Below are 16,410 nucleotides of genomic sequence, written 5' to 3' on the forward strand. Positions count from 1 at the left end.
CGGCCCGGCATCTCGTTGCCTGCCGGCGGGGCGGCGTTGCCGGATCGTCCGCTAGCGCCGCCGGACCGGCCCGCCCGGCCGGATGAACCTCAGGCCGCCGCCCGCACAGCGGTCTGCTCCCGTACCCGCGCATCGATCCGTCGCGCGACATACTCCGCGTCCCGACCGACTCCGGGAAGCACCATCGAGGAAAATGCGTACTGGAAACTCAAGCCGCAGAAGTACAGGCCGGGCATATCGTCGACCACACCGCGATATTCCTTCGGCCAGCCGTCCTCGCCGATGACGGGCAGATCGATCCAATCGAACACCTGACGGAACCCGGTCGCCCACACGACGTTCTGCACGTCGACGACCGTGCCGTCGTCCAGTTCCGGGAGCCCATCGCGGACTCCGCTCATCCGGGCGGTATTCCGGCGCACCCCGCGCTCGGCCAGGTCGGCCCGCTTGACCCGCAGCATGGGTCCGCCGTGCAAGCGCACCTCACGCATCGCCTTCCTGCCGATCGGGGTGCGCCGGGTGAGTACATGCCGCCATAGGAAAACCAGCACCGGCATGGCGAACCTGATGGCAGGGCGGTCCCACCGCACCGGGATCTGGCCGCAGTCGCGGCCGCAGAGGATGGTCCGGTGGGTGCCGGCCACTTCGTAGGCGATGTCGGTGCCGGAATGCGAGGCGCCAACCACCAGCACCGGCCCCGGCGCCAACTGCCCGGGCCTGCGGTACCGGCTCGAGTGCAGTTGGGTGATCGCCGGATCCAGTTCCGCGGCGAAGTCCGGGATGTAGGGCGTGCGGCCGAAGGTGCCGGTCGCGACGACGACGTTGTCGCAGGTGATGGTGTCGCCGCCGAGCCGCGCCACGAATCCTCCGCCTGGCCGGGCAGTCAAGCGATCGACACCGGTTCGCATACGCACCGGCAGATCCCAGTGCAGCGCGTACCGCTCCAAGTAGTCGGCCACGTCGTCCTTGCCCGGATAGCTCCACGGATCCGCGGACGGGAACGGCAGCCCGGGCAGCCCGTCGTACTTCGCGGGTGAGTACAGGCGCAGCGAATCGTAATGGCGCCGCCAGTTGTCGCCGATGCGGTCATTGCGGTCGACGATCAGCAATGGCCGGTGCCGTCGGCGCAGCGCGCTCCCGGTCGCCAGTCCGGCCTGTCCGGCCCCGATGATGAGTGTCTCGATGTGCTGGGTGGTCATGGTCGCCTCCTGAACCGATGGTTACGAGGCTCTCGACGCTATGGTTCGGCTGCGGGCGCATGCTTCGGGCGAATTGCCCATTCGAGTGGATGCGATCCTGCACGTAATCACCCATGTCCAGGCGCGCTGGATCCCGGGTACGGATCGGCTGCGGGTGCCGGCGACCGCTCGCGTTCTGCCGACGCGATATCGCTGTGGCGGTCCGCCCACGCCCGCTACGGCCCGGCTACCCCACGTCGCGACGCAGCCAGGTGATCTCCGCGCCCTCGCTGCCGCAGCGATAGACCTCGAGGTCTTCGTCCCAGGCCGTACCGAGGGCGCGGTCGAGTTCGGCGGCCAGGTCGTAACCGGAGTATTTGTCGAGTTCGCGTGCGGTTTGCAGCATCACGCGCAGGCGCATCTCACCGATGGTGACGTCGCCGTTGGCGCTGGTGGATCCGTGCCAGAGGCCGAGGGCCGGGACGAAGCTGTAGCGCTCGCCGTCCACGCCTTCGCTGGGGTCCTCGGTCACTTCGAATCTCAACACCGGCCAGGAGCGGAGGGCTTGGGCGATGCGCGCGGCGGTGCCGACAGGGCCGACCCAGTCGCTGGTTGCCCGCAGTTGGCCGGCGGCGGCCGGCTGGGCGGTCCAGCGGAGTTTGGCGGGGGCTCCGAGAGCAGAGGCGAGGGCCCACTCGATGTGCGGGCACAGCGCGGCAGGCGACGAGTGGATGTAGACCACACCCGCCGTCGCATCCGCGAACTGACTCGATGCGCGCACCACAGACACCTCCAGCTTCGACGAGGAACGTCTTCCCCAACGGTCCGTCGAACTGGCGTTGCCCGAGTGTACTCGAGTGTCCGGTGTTACACCTGTTACTTAGCCGACGAGTTGCTTCGGCGTGTCGCCTCCGCGATCACCGCATCGCTGAACGGCGGCCACACCGCCCGTGCCCAATCGCCGAAATTCTCGTCGCTCAAGGCGAGACACGCCAAACCGACTTCCGGGTCGACCCACAAAAAAGTTCCGGATTGGCCGAAATGGCCATAGGTTCGCGGCGAGTTCGCCGAGCCGGTCCAATGCGGGGTTTTCCCATCGCGGATTTCGAATCCGAGCCCCCAGTCGTTGGGACGTTGCGAGCCATAGCCGGGCAGAACGCCATTGCGTCCAGGGAACTGGACAGTCGTCGCCTCGGCGTGGGTCTCGGCCGAGATCAGCTGCGGACGCAGCAATTCCGCGGCGAAGCGCAGCAGGTCGGCGGCACTGGACCGGCAGGCGTGACCGGCCGATCCGTCCAGCACCGACGAGGTCATGCCCAGCGGTGCGAACACCGCGTCACGCAGGTATTCGTCGAACGCGATACCGGTCTGTCCGGCGACGAAATCGGCCAGCACGTCGAATCCCGAGCTGGAGTAGATGCGCCGCTGCCCTGGCTCGGCCATCACCTCGGTGGTGTCGAAGGCCAGCCCCGAGGTGTGCGCGAGCAGATGCCGCACGGTCGAGCCGGGCGGCCCGGCGGGCTGATCGAGTTCGATCGCGCCTTCCTCGATCGCGATCAGCACGGCGTAGGCGGCAAGGGGTTTGGTGACCGAGGCCAACCGGAAGACCCGGTCGGCGTCGCCCGCGACAGCGGTCTCGCCGTCGCCGAACACCACGCCGGCCGCCGCATGCCGGACCGGCCATTCGCTGATCTGCTCGAGTGCGCGCACGCAGCCGAGCCTACGAGACGAGCCCCGATACGATCGAGTAACCATGAGTGCGCAGCCCACGATCCACGGCGATGTGGCGGCCGGTTTCGGCCCCGTCGCCGACGCTTTCCGCCGCAATTTCACCCAGCACGGCGAGATCGGCGCCGCTGTGGCGATCTACGACGGTGCTCGGCCGGTGGTGGATCTGTGGGCCGGTCACCGTGATCGCGCACGGGCCGTGCCGTGGGAACGCGACACCATCGTGCCGGTGTTCTCCTCGACCAAGGGGATGGCGGCGTTCGCGCTCGCGACGGCGGTATCGCAGGGCCTGCTCGACTACGACCAGCCGGTGGCGAAGTACTGGCCGGAGTTCGCGGCGAAGGGCAAGGACGCGATCACGGTGCGGCAGTTGATCGATCATCAAGCCGGGCTGTCCGGGCTCGATCGTCCGGTGACGGCGGCCCAAGTCGCCGATCTCGATGGGCTGGCCGAGATCCTGGCCGCGCAGAAACCCGCGTGGCGGCCGGGCACCCGGCACGGCTATCACGCCTTGACTCTCGGCCTGTACCAGGGCGAATTGCTGCGCCGGGTGGATCCGAAGGGCCGCACGATCGGCCGCTTCTTCGCCGAGGAACTCGCGACGCCGCTGGGCTTGGACTTCTTCATCGGCCTGCCCGCCGAGCAGAGCCTCGACCGCGTCGCCGTCCTGTCCGCCACCAAGGGCCTGGACATCCTGCGCTATGAACGCGATATCCCGCTGCGCATCGGCGCCGAGGTCTACGCCAAACGCGGGTTGTCCTATGCGGCGCTGACCAATCCGCGCTTCGGCGCCCCCGCCCGTGCCGCGCGGCGGGAATTCCTCGACCTCGGCGTGGCCAGCCACGGCGGCGTCGGTTCGGCCCGTGCGCTCGCTGCCATCTACGGCGCCGCCGCCGGCCGCACCGGCACGCTTCCCATCGACGATGCGGTAATGGATCGACTGGCCGCCGACACCGCCGACGACGTCCCCGCCGACGATCTGGTGCTGCACACCAAGAGCCGCTACCACCTCGGCTTCCGGAAATCGCGCGGCGCGTTCCGATTCGGCTCCGATAAACGCGCCTACGGCACCACCGGCCTCGGCGGCTCCTTCGGATTCGCCGATCCCAGCACCGGATTCGGCTTCGGCTATGTCATGAACCGCCTCGGCATGGCCGTCCTCGACGACGTCCGCAGCCGCAATCTACGCGAGGCACTACTGCGTTGCGCCGGCTGATCCGACCGCCGATACCGCTCGGCGAGCCGATCCCGCGGAGTTGATCATTCGGATCGTCACGCTGCTCGCCGAGCGGTAATCGTCATCGATCAGCGTCGGTGTACTTGATGATGCCGCGGATGTTCTTGCCGTCCAGCATGTCCTGGTAGCCCTGGTTGATCTCCTCGAGGGAGTAGGTGCGGGTCACCATGTCGTCGAGGTTGAGCTGGCCGCTCTTGTAGAGCGAGAGCAGGCGCGGGGCGTCCTGGCGGGCATTACCGCCGCCGAAGATGCAGCCCTTGACCGTCTTCTGCAGCATGGACAGCAGGAAGCTGTTCATCTTCACCTCGCCGGCGTCCATGCGGCCCATCGAGGTGACGACGAGCGTGCCGGCCTTGGCGGTGAGGATCAGGCCTTCTTCGATGTAGTCGCCGTGCATTTCACCCATGGTGAGGATGACCTTCTCGGCCATCCGCCCTTCGGTGGCGTCCATCAGCGGCATGATGGCCTCGGCCATGCTGGCGTAGGTGTGGGTGGCGCCGAACTTCTGGGCCTGCTCCCGCTTCCACGGGTTGGGGTCGATGGCAACCACTTTGGAGGCGCCGGAGAGCACCGCGCCCTGCAGCGCGCTCATGCCGACGCCGCCGATGCCCGCGATGACCACGGTTTCACCCGGCATGACGTTGGCGACGTGGGTGGAGGAACCGAAGCCGGTGGGCACACCACAGCCGACCAGGCAGGCGACCTCGAACGGAATCGACGGATCGATCTTCACCACCGAGGTGTGGTGCACCGTCATGTACGGGGAGAACGTGCCGAGCAGGCACATCGGGATGACGTTCTCGCCCCTGGCCTGGATGCGGTAGGTGCCGTCGCTGATGGCCTGGCCGAGCAGCAGGCCCGCGCCGAGGTCGCACAGCGCCATGTTGCCCGCGACGCAGGCCGGACAGCGTCCGCAGGCCGGGATGAACGACAGGATGACGTGGTCGCCGACCTGGAGGTCGCTCGGCACGCCGGGGCCGAGTTTGGTGATCACGCCCGCGCCTTCGTGGCCGCCCATGACGGGGAAGCTCGGCATCGGCGTCGCGCCGGTGACGATGTGATGGTCCGAATGGCACATGCCCGCGGTCTCCATGCGGATCTGCACCTCGCCGGCGACCGGGTCGCCGATCTCGATTTCTTCCACCGACCACGGCTCATCGATCCCCCACAGGATCGCGCCCTTCGTCTTCATTCCTGTCGACCTCTCGCGTGCTTCAATGTGACTGCACCCACAGTACGAGAAAACTGTAACGCGTTCTAGTACCTGACAGAAAATTCATCTACTGCGCCCCGCGAGCAGCGCGAACACGTTCTATTATTGGAACCCGTTTTCAGCAGCGAGGCCGTCAACGGGCACGAGTGGGCACAGCGAAGCCACGCGATCGGCGCAGCACGGTTACTCCATCAAGCCGTGCGCCCGTTCGAACAGCTCGAGGGTGATGGCGTGCAGGAAATCGCCGACCTGTTTGGGCGCCTTACCTGCGAACGCCCTGGCGTGCGTGCCCTCGAGGACGATGCCGAGCTTGAAGCAGGCGAGCACGGTGTACCAGGTGACGGCGCTCAGATCGCGCTCGGAGAACTTCGCGTAATGGTCGACCATCTCCTGCGGCGTCGGCAGCCCGCCGACGGCGCCCAGCTTGCCCACCAGGGCCGCGCCGGTCGTGCCCGGCACCGGCCGGGTGGCGATCTGCCAGCCCAGGTCCAGCAGCGGATCGCCGATGGTCGACATCTCCCAGTCGACCATGGCGGCGACCTCAGGGCCGTCGTAGGAGAACATCATGTTGGCCAGGTGGCAGTCACCGTGCAGGATGCCGGGGGTCCACTGCGCGGGCCGGTTGCGGTCCAGCCACTCCCCCACCCGCTCGACACCGGGGATCTCCGGGCCCGGGTAGCCCTCGTTGGCCGAATAGGACTCGAGTTCGCCCATCCAGCGCGGAACCTGCCGCTCCAAAAAGCCTTCCGGCTTGCCGTAGTCGGCGAGCCCGAGTGCTCGGTAGTCCAGTGCGCCGAGGCGGGCGATCGCCTCGACGGCCGACAGGCCCATCTGCCGCCGGACCTCCGGATCGCCCGCGTGCAGTTCGGGCAGTTCGTTCTGGGGATTGAAGCCGGTGATCGGTTCCATCAGATAGAAGACGGCGCCGAGCACCGATTCGTCGGTACAGGCGGCGATCACCCGCGGCGCCTTCACCTCGGTCTCGCCCAGCGCGCCGAGCAGGCGGGCCTCCCGCCGGATGACCTCGTTGCTCTTGGCCCGCAGATGCTTCGGCCCGCGCCGCAGCACATAGTCGCGCCCACCGCGCCGGAACCGCAGCATGATGTTCTGGGTGCCGCCACCGAGTTCGGTGACCGCCTCGAACTCCCCCTCGGGCAGCCCCTGTTCGGTCATCCACTTCCCGACCACGGCGAAATCGACGACCTCGCGGTCCACACCTACCGGTTGCGCAACAGACATGCCCCACATTCTGCACCACCGCGCGCGCAAATCTGAAGGCAGCTGACAGCAGTTTCCTGATCGGGCCGGAGCGTAGGGTTCGGACCACCATGCGCACGCTGTTGATCGACAACTACGACTCGTTCACCTACAACCTGTATCAGCTGATCAGCGAGGTATACGGGATCGAGCCGACGGTCGTGCGCAACGATGAGGCGCGGGCGGTGCGGCAGCTGCGCCTCGACCGGTTCGACAACGTCGTCATCTCGCCGGGCCCGGGTCGGCCCGACGTCGCGCGCGATGTCGGCGTCTCGGCGGCGGTGATCCGCGAGACCGACCTGCCACTGCTCGGCGTGTGCCTCGGTCATCAGGCGATCGTGGTGGCCGAGGGCGGAATCGTCGACGCGGCGCCGGCCGCCCGGCACGGCTATCTCGATCGGATCGGCCACGACGGCACGGGATTGTTCGCCGGTCTGCCGCAGCGGTTCACCGCGGTGCGCTACCACTCGCTGTGCGCGGCCGGCCCGCTGCCCGCTGCGCTGGAGGTGACCGCGCGATCGTCGGACGGTGTGGTGATGGGCGTGCGGCATCGCCACCGTCCGCGATGGGGCGTTCAGTTTCACCCGGAGTCGATCGCGAGCGAGCACGGAGCCGCGATTCTCGCCAACTTCGCGAAGCTGACGGCGGGCCACCGGAGCCGCACGGCGAGTTCGCCGCCGAGCGCACTCGGGCCGCCATCCGCGCGGGTGACGGCCGACAACCCGATCACCTCGCCTGCCGGCCGTCGGTCGCCCTCTCCGATGGCCGAAGCCGAGCCCGCCGGCCGCGCCGCCGCGACCCCGGAACCGAACGGCGCTCACGGTGACTCGGCTACCAGAGCCGATCCACTCCGGCTCGAGCACCTCGTGATCGAGCGGGCGGTGGATACCGAAGCGATATTCCTGCGGCTGTACGCGAATTCCACGACGGCGTTCTGGCTCGACAGTGAGCACGTCGAGCCCGGCTTGGACCGGTTCTCGTTCCTCGGCGACGCGAGCGGTCCGCTGGCGGAGGTCGTGCGCTACCGGGTCGGCTCCGGGGTCGTGACGGTGACCGGGGCCGACGGTGAGCACACCGTACCGGGACGGATCCTCGACTATCTCGATGCGCGACTGCGGGAGCGGCGGATCGAGTTGCCCGATCTGCCCTTCGATTTCACCGGCGGCTACGTCGGCTATCTCGGCTATGAGGTGAAGGCCGAGTGCGGGGCCACGGCCGCGCATCGGGCGCGGACGCCGGACGCGCAGTGGATCTTCGCCGACCGGCTGGTGGTGGTCGACCACGAGGCGGGACGCACCCATCTGCTCGCCCTGACTGCTTCCGACGATTCCGCCGCCGTCGACTGGTTGCGCACCACAGCACAGGCGCTGGCATCCCTGCCCACCTGGGCCAATCCACCCGATCTCGCGATCGACGCCGATCCCGGTGCCGTCGCCGCCGCGCTCGAGCGGGGCCGGGAGCGCTACCTGATCGACATCGCCATCTGCCAGGACGCACTGCGGGCGGGCGAATCCTACGAGGTCTGCCTGACCGATACCGTCACCGTGCCCGCCACGGCCGAGGGCCTCGACGTCTACCGGACGCTGCGCCGCTGCAACCCCGCCCCCTACGCGGCCTACCTGCGCTTCGGCGACCTCGAGATCGCCTGCTCCTCCCCGGAGCGTTTCCTGAAGATCGATCGGCACCGCATCGTGGAGAGCAAGCCCATCAAGGGCACGGCGCCGCGCGGAGCCACTCCCGCCGAGGACGAACGACTGTGCCGGGAACTGGCCTCCAGTCCCAAGACCAGGGCCGAGAACCTGATGATCGTCGATCTGCTGCGCAACGATCTCGGCCGGGTCTGCGAGATCGGCAGCGTGCACGTGCCGAAGTTGATGGCGACCGAAACGTATTCGACACTGCACCAGCTGGTTTCGACGGTCCGCGGCACCCTGCGCCCCGGCGCCGGCGTGATCGATTGTGTGCGTGCGTGTTTCCCGGGCGGCTCGATGACAGGCGCGCCCAAGCTGCGCACCATGGAAATCATCGACGAACTGGAGACCCGGGCCCGCGGGGTCTATTCGGGCACCATCGGATTCCTCGGACTGGGCGGCACCGCCGACCTCAATATCGTGATCCGCACCGCCGTGCTGCACGAGGGCAGCTGGCAGATCGGCGCGGGCGGCGCCATCGTGCTGGACTCGGTACCGGAGGACGAGTACGCGGAGATGGTGCTGAAGGCGGCGGCCACCCATCGTGCCGTCAGCGCTACGGGTGCCGCCGGACGACACCGGAACCACTACTCCGTCCCCCGCGAAGCGGCTTCCGTGGAGTGAAACTCCCCGGTCCGCCCGTCGGGAGCGGCGAGGCATTTTTCGGACGAGGTGGTGCAGCCCTATCGACGCTTGGACCGCCCCTGCCCCTGATCCTTCGGATCCGGCGCCGGAGTGTCCTCGGCACGACCCGCCAGGCGCCCGAGGATGCTCACTCCCGGCAGCTTCGACAGCGCACCGAACAGGTCCTCGCCGAGGGAGATCATCGCTTCCAGGCGCGGCAGCAGCCGGTCGTAGGCGGCGAAGGCCGGATCGGCCAGCGCCAGCGTGCGATCGAGCCGATCGATGGTGGAGTTGAGCCGATCGATGGCGGTGGACAGGTTGTCCAGTAGGTCGGGCAGCTGCGCGGCGAGCTGCGCCGAGGCCGGTGGCAGGCGCACCGCGGCGTCGAAGGAGTAGCCGGCGGTCATCCGCGCGGCATCCAAGGCCTGGCCCGCAGCGGTCTGCGCCGCCTCCACCGCCGACTGGGCCGCGGCCAGGACGTCGCCCGGGTTGGGCACCTTCCGTGATCCGGGCGCCCGCCCCGGCGGCTGCTTGCCCGCATCCTTCGGATTCGTCATAGCACTACTGTGCCCCAACCTGCGCCGATGCGACAGGATTGGGTACGCAGGGCCCGAGGGTGTCGGTGGCCGCGCGGCCACCGTTTCACGGACGGCGATCGGCTGCCCCGGCTGTCCGCCGGGCCTGTCGGAGGGCCGTGGCATAGTTCGACAACGATGAAACTCAGCAAGGGCGCGAACGCGCCGGTACCGACTTCGCTTCTAGCCGTGGTTGTTTCATGGCGTTCGGAGCATGCGGTGGACGCGCACGCGCTGCTGCTCACGGATTCGGGCACGGTGCGCAACGATCGTGATCTGGTGTTCTACAACGCGCCCAGGCACATCTCCCAGGCTGTCACCCTCGATCAGGCGGCACCGGCGGGCACGGCACGGCTGAGTGTGTCGTTGCCGCGCACCGAAGCCGAGATCGCGCGCATCGTGGTGTCCGGCTCGATGGACGACGGCAGCTTCGCCGACGTCGCCGGCCTCACCGTGACGGTGCACGATGCCGACGGCGCGGTGGCGGTGTTCGAGATCGAGGGTTCGGAGCCGGTGGCGGCGATGATGTTCGGCGAGTTCTACCGGCGCGCGGGGCAGTGGCGATTCCGGGCCGTGGCGCAGGGCTGGGAGTCCGGAATGGCCGGGCTGGTCACCGAGTTCGGTGTGGTCGTCGACGAGCCCGGCGGCCAGACCACCCCACCGGCGGCCCACGAGCGCGCACAACGTGCGCCGGGGGGCGTGCTCACCCAGGAGTCGCGCACCGCGCCGACGCTGACGTTGCGTCGCGAGGTCATCGCGGAACAACCCGCCGAGCCGGCACCGCCACCGCACCCCGAACGCGCCGACTGGCATGTCGACCCGCACGACGGCACCCGGCTGCGCTGGTGGGACGGCTCTCACTGGACCGGCGACACCCGCCCGCGCCTGCCGGTGCCTCCGCACAGCTGCGACCGGTGCGGTAACCGCAGGCGGCGCAAGATCTTCGGCGGCTTCCACCCGTGCCGGGCCTGCGCCGAGGAGATCGAGGAGTACCTGACCCACTGGCACACCCAGGTCTGGCGGGTGCTGTCCGGTCCGGGGCCACAGGGGCCCGAATGGGAACAGTTGTGGGCCTCGTTGCGGTATCAGCGCATCGACGAGCGCGTCGGGCGCGCTTCCCTGCAACCGCTCGCCCTCGACCATATGGAGCGGATGGTGGCCTTCGCGATGGCCGACGGCCAGATCGAGGGCCCGGAATTCGAACGCTTCAAAGAGACCATCGCCGAGCTCGGGCTGAGCGGACCGGCCATCGACGACCTGTACCGCCGGATGCATCGCGGCCGTACCCTCACCCGGTTGCGCGCGGGCGATCTGCCGACGGTGCGCGGCCACGGCCTGCACCTGGACCCCGAGGAACGGGTGCATTTCGACGCGGGCGCCACTCAGATCCGGGCACTGGCCAAGGGACCCAAGTACACCGACGGGCGGTTGATCGTCAGCAACAAGAAGCTGCGTTTCGTCGGCTCCGACTCCGGCATCGAGCTGCCGTGGTCACGGATCGTCTCGGTCGCCATCGAGCGCGAGGAAAGCTCGGGCGCCGACACCGTGGTGATCGCCGCGACGTCGGCGCGCGGCGGTGCCCGATTCGCGGTCGACGATCCGCATTTCCTCGCCGCGGCCGTCGAGGGTGCGCTCCGGGTCGCCAAACGCCTGGCCCTCACCCCAGGGCAGCGCGATACCCGCAGCATTCCGCAGGAGGTGAAAGCCGAGGTGTGGCAACGCGACGGCGGGCGATGCGTCGAATGCGGCGACGGCCATTACCTCGAGTTCGACCACATCATTCCGCTCAGCCGAGGCGGGGCCACCAGCGCCACCAACCTGCAGATCCTGTGCCGGGCCTGCAACCGAGCCAAGGGCGCGCGGATCTGAGCGCTCAGCCGGGGATGAACCCCGCCGAGCGGCCGAGGTCGGCCAGCATGGTGTCGAACAGGACCTCCGGATTCGACAGCGGCACCGGATAGTTGCCGAACACCTCGAGGGTGACGTGCCCGTACAGGCGCGCCCAGATCTGGATCATCAGATAGGTGACGCCGAGGTCGATGCGATCGGCGGCGGCGGGCTGGCCCGCCTCGGCGAGCGCGGCCAGCAGCTCGGCCTGGAAATGTTGCAGGTCGGCCCGCAGCTCATCTGGGATGTCGTCGGCGGGTGGGGTGATGACGTCGTAGGTGGCCAGCAGCCTGCCCGCCGCCGCGAGGAAGATCCGGCCGAACGGCTCGTCGAAGCCGCGCACGCCGCGTCCGGCGCCCGGTGAGGCGAACACGAGCGTGAACTCCCTGGTGTGGGCCAGTGCCCAGTGCCGGAACCCCTGGCAGATGGCTAAGAACTGGACCGCACCGTCGTCGGGCAGTTCGGCGATCCGGTCCGACAGTTCGGCGGCCAGGTCGGCGCAGATCTCCAGGCGCAGGGCTTCCATCAGGTCGTCGAGCGACTTGTAGTACCGGTACAGCGCGGGGGCGGTGACGCCGAGCGAGCGGGCGATGGCGCGCAGGGTGACCGCGTCCGCGCCGTGCTCGACCAGCAGAGCGCGGGCGGCGCGCCGGATATCGGCGTCGGTGATCACCGGCGCGCGCCCCCGCGGCACGGGTTGGCTGATCCGGAGGTTCACGCCGGGCCCACCTCCCGGCGCACACCGGCGGCATGCGATGTGGTCACGGCTGATCTCCTGCGGGTCCCGGGCGTGCACCCTCGAGTAGGTCCGATAGGAGATGTAACCACAACCGGCCGACGAGTAAACGCCGTTTAGTAATGTCGGTTAACTCACCCTGGCCGGTCGACGCCGCCACATGTCCGATCGACTCAGACCTGGTCAGGTGACCGGTTCGAGTGGTGGCGGCACCCACGCACCGGCCGTGGCAGCTTCCTTCGGCGCATACATGCGCAACACCAGCGAAAACTGCCCCGCGGGCGGGATCGGCAGCCAGTTGCCCGCGGGCACTCCGGTACCGGGATCGGCGTATTGGACCGCGAGTTCGAGCGATCCGTCGGGCTGGAATACCACCGGCATCTGATGGCCGATGGAGTAGATCCCGGCCGGGTTGGCGACCAGATGCCCTTCGGGACCGTAGGCCGTCAGCGACCAGAAGGCATCCACCGGCGGCGTCTGGCCGGGCGCGAACCGCAGCCGGAACGGGACCGGCAGCCCTTGGTCGCCCGCGTCGCCGAACAGCGTCGGGTACATCACGTCCTCGGCGAGATTCGCGCCGAGGCCGCGATCGGCGGTCGAGGCCCGCAGCAAATAGTTGGTCCCGTAGCGGCCGATGGCGGTATTGATCACCCAGCCGTTGACCGTCCTGGTCCCGGGGTCGAGATATACCGCGATCTGCCGTTGCGCGGTATCCGCCCCGGCGGTCGATTCTTCGGCGCTGATGCCGCGGGGGTGCCCGCCCGGGGTGATGCCGATCGTCGCGAAACGGTCGAGCGCGGGCGCGTCCTCTGGGGCGGGCGGATTGTCGTCCATCAACCGGCACAGGCGGTGGAAGAAGTCGCCGGCGGGCATGCGCGCCACCACGTCGACCGGCGGTTCCGGCAGTTCCACCGGCCCGTCCGGAGCGGGCGGCGCCGGCTCGCCGTCGCTGGGCGGCCACGCGCTCAACGGCAGCAATCTCAGCTGTGCCTGGATCGCGCGGACCGCGGGCACATCGTCGGGACCGTTCACCTGAATCCGGCCGAGCAGCCACACCATCCTGGTCGGCATCGGCAGGTGCCGCATCCCCTCCGGCACCTCGCCCGACCACTCGGGCCCGGAGATCAAATACGTGTAGGGCGCCCGCGGGCTCTCGGCCTGCGGGCGCACGCTGCTCGGGTTGTGCACGCTATTGGTCCAGGCATCCAGCAGCGGCATGATCCAGTAGCGGCGCGGGTCGATCGCGGGCACCCGCAACACCATGGGCTCGGCGCGCAGATCGAGCCACGCCGACGAGTACAGCGAATCCAGGCCCACCCGGCGCGCGCCCCGACTACTCGGCACCGGCAGCGCGGTGCCGTGCACGAACCGGTTGTTCCCGATGCCTGCGGTCATGGCTTCGCGGCTGGCGTCCATGAGCACCAGCGGATAGCCGAAGACGTAGGCCTCGGTCGCGACGTCGATGCGATCCTCGGGGGTGCCCGATGGCGTGGCCGAACCGTCGTCGGCGGATTCGCCGCAGGCCGCGAGACCGGCCGCGGCGACCATCGCCCCGAGCACGGCGCGGCGGGAAAACGCCGGTCGCTCATCGGATGCCGAGTCCGGCGCCGTCGGCCCGGCGTACTTCGGTGCGGTGCGACTCATCGCCGAACTCCCTGCTTTCCGAGATCGCCGGAGGTGGAGAGATACGCGAGGAAGTATAGCCACCGATTTGCCGGCTCAGGCCGGCATCGCGACCGCGGGGATTCAGGTGCCGAGCACGGCATTCATTATGGTGCCCGCACTGGTGGCGACCGTGCCGCCGATCATCGCGCCGGCGACCATCTTCGGCGACTGCAACGAACCGCCGCTCCACTTCTCCCAGGCGAACCGGCCGCCCGCGTAGACGATGCTGATGATGCCCGACAGCATGGCGAGCCAGGTGGCGTACCGGACGAACTGCTGCGCCTTGTCGGCCAGCGGCGGCGGCTCGGGTGTGGGGTCGCTCATCTGCGCGAGCGTCGTGACCGTGTCCACCAGTGACGTCGAGATACTCACGTCCCTACCCTCTCCGTGCAACCGAACCGATATCCACTGCTCAGGGGCGTAAAACGTTCCGCACCAAGCGAATCGACGCGTTCGGTGGTGTCCCCCGCACGCTCCATCATCCCGGACCCTCATCGGATACCGCAAGTGTTGGCACACAGCGGTTTTGACCGCAGCGGCGACGCGGAAACACCAGTTCAGGGCCACGTGACTGCGATCGGCGGAATGACCGGATACGATTTGTTCGAAGAGTTCCCGCCCACCCCGAACCAGAGTGAGCAGCGAGATGATCCTGGCCGCCGTTTACGACACCGTCGCGCAAATCGGCAACCCCACTCCCGAAGCGCCGCCGATGTCGGAGAAGATTCTCCAACTCGTCCGCTACCTGACCTGGTTCGTGCTGCTGTCCGGGGTCTGCGGCATCATCTACGCGGGCGGCAAGTTCGCCTGGGAGAAGTGGACCGGCGGCGGCCTGGAGTCGCCGAAGATGGTGGCCGGCGCGATGATCGGTGGTGTGGTCGCCACCAGTGCGGGCACCATCATGAACGCCGTCATCGGCTGATCGCGTTCGCCTGCCCGCCGGCGTAGCCGGGTGAGCTTGACCTTCGAGTTGGTTGAAGCCCGATGATGGCCGGGTGACTGCGGACAGGCAACTGATCACCATCGGGGTGCTGGCGCGCGCGTGCGGGCTGACGCCGAGCGCGCTGCGCTTCTACGACGACTGCGGCCTACTGGTGCCCGCCGAGGTCGACGCCACCACCGGCTACCGGTACTACACCGACGACCAGCGCGAACGCGCGATACTCATTCGCAAGCTGCGCGATATCGGCATCGGGCTCGATACCGTCGCCACGATTCTGTCCGCCGAGACGGACCAGGCCGCGCGGCTCCTGGACGAGCATGTGGACGCGATGGCGCGCCGGGCCGAGGAAGCCGCGGCGACGGCTGCCGCGATCAAATCCGAGCTCGCGGCCCTACCCCGGGTGACGCTGCCGGGTGCGCTGCTGGCCGAGGCGATCGGCCAGGTCGGATCGGCGGTCGCGCGCGACGGCGAGTTCCGGGTGCTCACCGGCATTTTCATCGAAGCCGGGCACGAGGCCGTCGTGCTCACCGCCACCGATCGCTATCGGCTGACCACCCGCACCCTGGTACCGCACTCATGGAAGGGTGCGAGCTGGTCACGGGTGGTGGACGCGGGTGAGCTGGCGCGGACGGTGCCCTGGTTGATGGAACAGACCGACATCGCGCTGCGCCCGCGCGCCGGTGTCGTGCAGCTGACCGGCGGTGGAACCGAGCACCACTGCGCCACGATCGAGGAGCAGTTCCCGGACCATCAGGCGCTGCTGTCGGAGCTCGCGCCGGTGCGGACCCGGGTGATCGTGGGACGCGGTGAGCTGGCCGACGCCCTGGAATCCGGTGGGGACGTGCTCCGCATGTCGATCCGTGGGAGCGCCCTGACCGTCGGTGCGGCCGGCGTCCTCCCGGCGACGGTGAGCGGCCCGGATACCGCGCTGGCATTCGCTCGCTCCACCCTGCTCCCCGCGCTCACCGCCGCCGTCGGCCCCGACATCATGCTCGACATCGCCGCACCCGACCTGCCCGTCGTCATCCGCTCGGCCACCGACGGCGATCTGACCACGCTCGCCATGCCGACCCGGCTACCCACCGACTCCGAGGAGAATCCCGCATGACCGATCCGACCATGGCCGCCATCACCGAGGCAGTCACTCGTGGCCGCGCCGGCGACGGTGACGGCGCCCGCACGGCGCTCACCGAACTGTGGGCCGACCTCGGCCCGCACGGCGACCCGCTGCACCGCTGCACCCTCGCCCACTATCTCGCGGACCTCCATGACGATCCCGCCGAGGCATTGACCTGGAACATTCGCGCGCTGGATGCCGCCGAAGCGCTCACCGACACCCGCACACAGCAATTCGACGCTGCCCTCGAGGTCCGCGGGTTCTTCCCGTCGCTGCATCTCAATCTGGCCGACGATTACCGCCGCCTCGCCTCCTTCGACGCCGCCCGCGCTCACGTCGCGGCGGCCCGCCGCCATGTGGATGCGCTGCGCGCGGACGGATACGGCGCCATGATCCGCACCGCGCTCGACGAGGTCGAGGCCGCCATCGAGGCCGGTGTCACCATGCGCCGCGAATCCGCCCCCACGGGCAGGCCGGGCGACCGCGGCTGATGCGGGGCGGCCGCTGATGCAGCGAACACGCCGCGAGCGATCCGGGTGCGCTGGGGATCGCCCGCGGC

The 16,410-nt window shown here is 68.9% G+C and carries 15 protein-coding genes; 6 read left to right on the forward strand and 9 right to left on the reverse strand.

Annotated elements, in window-relative coordinates:
• Positions 1 to 89: 89 nt before the first annotated feature.
• From AC4HOU_RS21360 to AC4HOU_RS21370, 3 genes are all read right to left on the reverse strand, one after another.
• Positions 90 to 1,199, reverse strand: coding sequence for a flavin-containing monooxygenase (locus AC4HOU_RS21360; protein WP_490725036.1), 1,110 nt, complete (start codon positions 1,197 to 1,199; stop codon positions 90 to 92).
• A gap of 226 nt (positions 1,200 to 1,425) precedes the next feature.
• Complete coding sequence (locus AC4HOU_RS21365) at positions 1,426 to 1,959, reverse strand: DUF3145 domain-containing protein (RefSeq protein WP_036534963.1); 534 nt, start codon at positions 1,957 to 1,959, stop codon at positions 1,426 to 1,428.
• A 95-nt stretch (positions 1,960 to 2,054) separates the two neighbouring features.
• Positions 2,055 to 2,888 (reverse strand): serine hydrolase domain-containing protein, encoded by an 834-nt coding sequence (locus tag AC4HOU_RS21370; protein WP_163814145.1) that lies wholly within the window; start codon positions 2,886 to 2,888, stop codon positions 2,055 to 2,057.
• Positions 2,889 to 2,931: 43 nt separating this feature from the next.
• On the opposite strand from AC4HOU_RS21370, the gene AC4HOU_RS21375 reads away from it, so the two are divergent.
• Positions 2,932 to 4,122, forward strand: a complete 1,191-nt coding sequence (locus tag AC4HOU_RS21375) for a serine hydrolase domain-containing protein (protein ID WP_490725037.1) — start codon at positions 2,932 to 2,934, stop codon at positions 4,120 to 4,122.
• Between the two features lie 82 nt (positions 4,123 to 4,204).
• Here AC4HOU_RS21375 and AC4HOU_RS21380 read toward each other — a convergent pair whose 3' ends face one another.
• A complete protein-coding gene (locus tag AC4HOU_RS21380; RefSeq protein ID WP_130915644.1) occupies positions 4,205 to 5,335 on the reverse strand; it encodes an NDMA-dependent alcohol dehydrogenase in 1,131 nt (376 codons plus the stop codon).
• Between the two features lie 204 nt (positions 5,336 to 5,539).
• Complete coding sequence (locus tag AC4HOU_RS21385; protein ID WP_490725038.1) at positions 5,540 to 6,604, reverse strand: phosphotransferase family protein; 1,065 nt, start codon at positions 6,602 to 6,604, stop codon at positions 5,540 to 5,542.
• 80 nt (positions 6,605 to 6,684) lie between these two features.
• On the opposite strand from AC4HOU_RS21385, the gene pabB reads away from it, so the two are divergent.
• Positions 6,685 to 8,928 (forward strand): aminodeoxychorismate synthase component I, encoded by a 2,244-nt coding sequence (gene pabB, locus AC4HOU_RS21390; RefSeq protein WP_490725039.1) that lies wholly within the window; start codon positions 6,685 to 6,687, stop codon positions 8,926 to 8,928.
• A gap of 59 nt (positions 8,929 to 8,987) precedes the next feature.
• Here the strand turns inward: pabB and AC4HOU_RS21395 are convergent, their stop codons facing one another.
• Positions 8,988 to 9,485 carry a hypothetical protein gene (locus AC4HOU_RS21395; RefSeq protein WP_163814141.1) on the reverse strand — a complete coding sequence of 166 codons (498 nt, stop codon included), beginning with the start codon at positions 9,483 to 9,485 and terminating at the stop codon, positions 8,988 to 8,990.
• Between the two features lie 156 nt (positions 9,486 to 9,641).
• On the opposite strand from AC4HOU_RS21395, the gene AC4HOU_RS21400 reads away from it, so the two are divergent.
• Positions 9,642 to 11,372: a TerD family protein gene (locus tag AC4HOU_RS21400; RefSeq protein WP_490725040.1), complete on the forward strand. Its 1,731-nt coding sequence runs from the start codon at positions 9,642 to 9,644 to the stop codon at positions 11,370 to 11,372.
• Between the two features lie 4 nt (positions 11,373 to 11,376).
• Here the strand turns inward: AC4HOU_RS21400 and AC4HOU_RS21405 are convergent, their stop codons facing one another.
• From AC4HOU_RS21405 to AC4HOU_RS21415, 3 genes are all read right to left on the reverse strand, one after another.
• Positions 11,377 to 12,108, reverse strand: a complete 732-nt coding sequence (locus AC4HOU_RS21405) for a TetR/AcrR family transcriptional regulator (protein ID WP_309139005.1) — start codon at positions 12,106 to 12,108, stop codon at positions 11,377 to 11,379.
• 201 nt (positions 12,109 to 12,309) lie between these two features.
• Entirely contained in the window at positions 12,310 to 13,770 is a 1,461-nt protein-coding gene (locus AC4HOU_RS21410; RefSeq protein ID WP_490725041.1) for a DUF1254 domain-containing protein, read from the reverse strand.
• 102 nt (positions 13,771 to 13,872) lie between these two features.
• Positions 13,873 to 14,115 carry a hypothetical protein gene (locus AC4HOU_RS21415; protein WP_174343912.1) on the reverse strand — a complete coding sequence of 81 codons (243 nt, stop codon included), beginning with the start codon at positions 14,113 to 14,115 and terminating at the stop codon, positions 13,873 to 13,875.
• Positions 14,116 to 14,437: 322 nt separating this feature from the next.
• Here AC4HOU_RS21415 and AC4HOU_RS21420 point away from each other — a divergent pair, with 322 nt between their 5' ends.
• From AC4HOU_RS21420 to AC4HOU_RS21430, 3 genes are all read left to right on the forward strand, one after another.
• Positions 14,438 to 14,713 (forward strand): hypothetical protein, encoded by a 276-nt coding sequence (locus AC4HOU_RS21420; RefSeq protein ID WP_138446920.1) that lies wholly within the window; start codon positions 14,438 to 14,440, stop codon positions 14,711 to 14,713.
• A gap of 73 nt (positions 14,714 to 14,786) precedes the next feature.
• Entirely contained in the window at positions 14,787 to 15,842 is a 1,056-nt protein-coding gene (locus tag AC4HOU_RS21425) for a DNA polymerase III subunit beta family protein (RefSeq protein WP_490725042.1), read from the forward strand.
• Entirely contained in the window at positions 15,839 to 16,342 is a 504-nt protein-coding gene (locus AC4HOU_RS21430; RefSeq protein WP_490725043.1) for a hypothetical protein, read from the forward strand. The genes AC4HOU_RS21425 and AC4HOU_RS21430 overlap by 4 nt, the downstream gene beginning before the upstream one ends.
• The last annotated feature ends 68 nt before the right edge of the window (positions 16,343 to 16,410 follow it).

The sequence above is a fragment of the Nocardia sp. JCM 38205 genome, assembly GCF_058222935.1.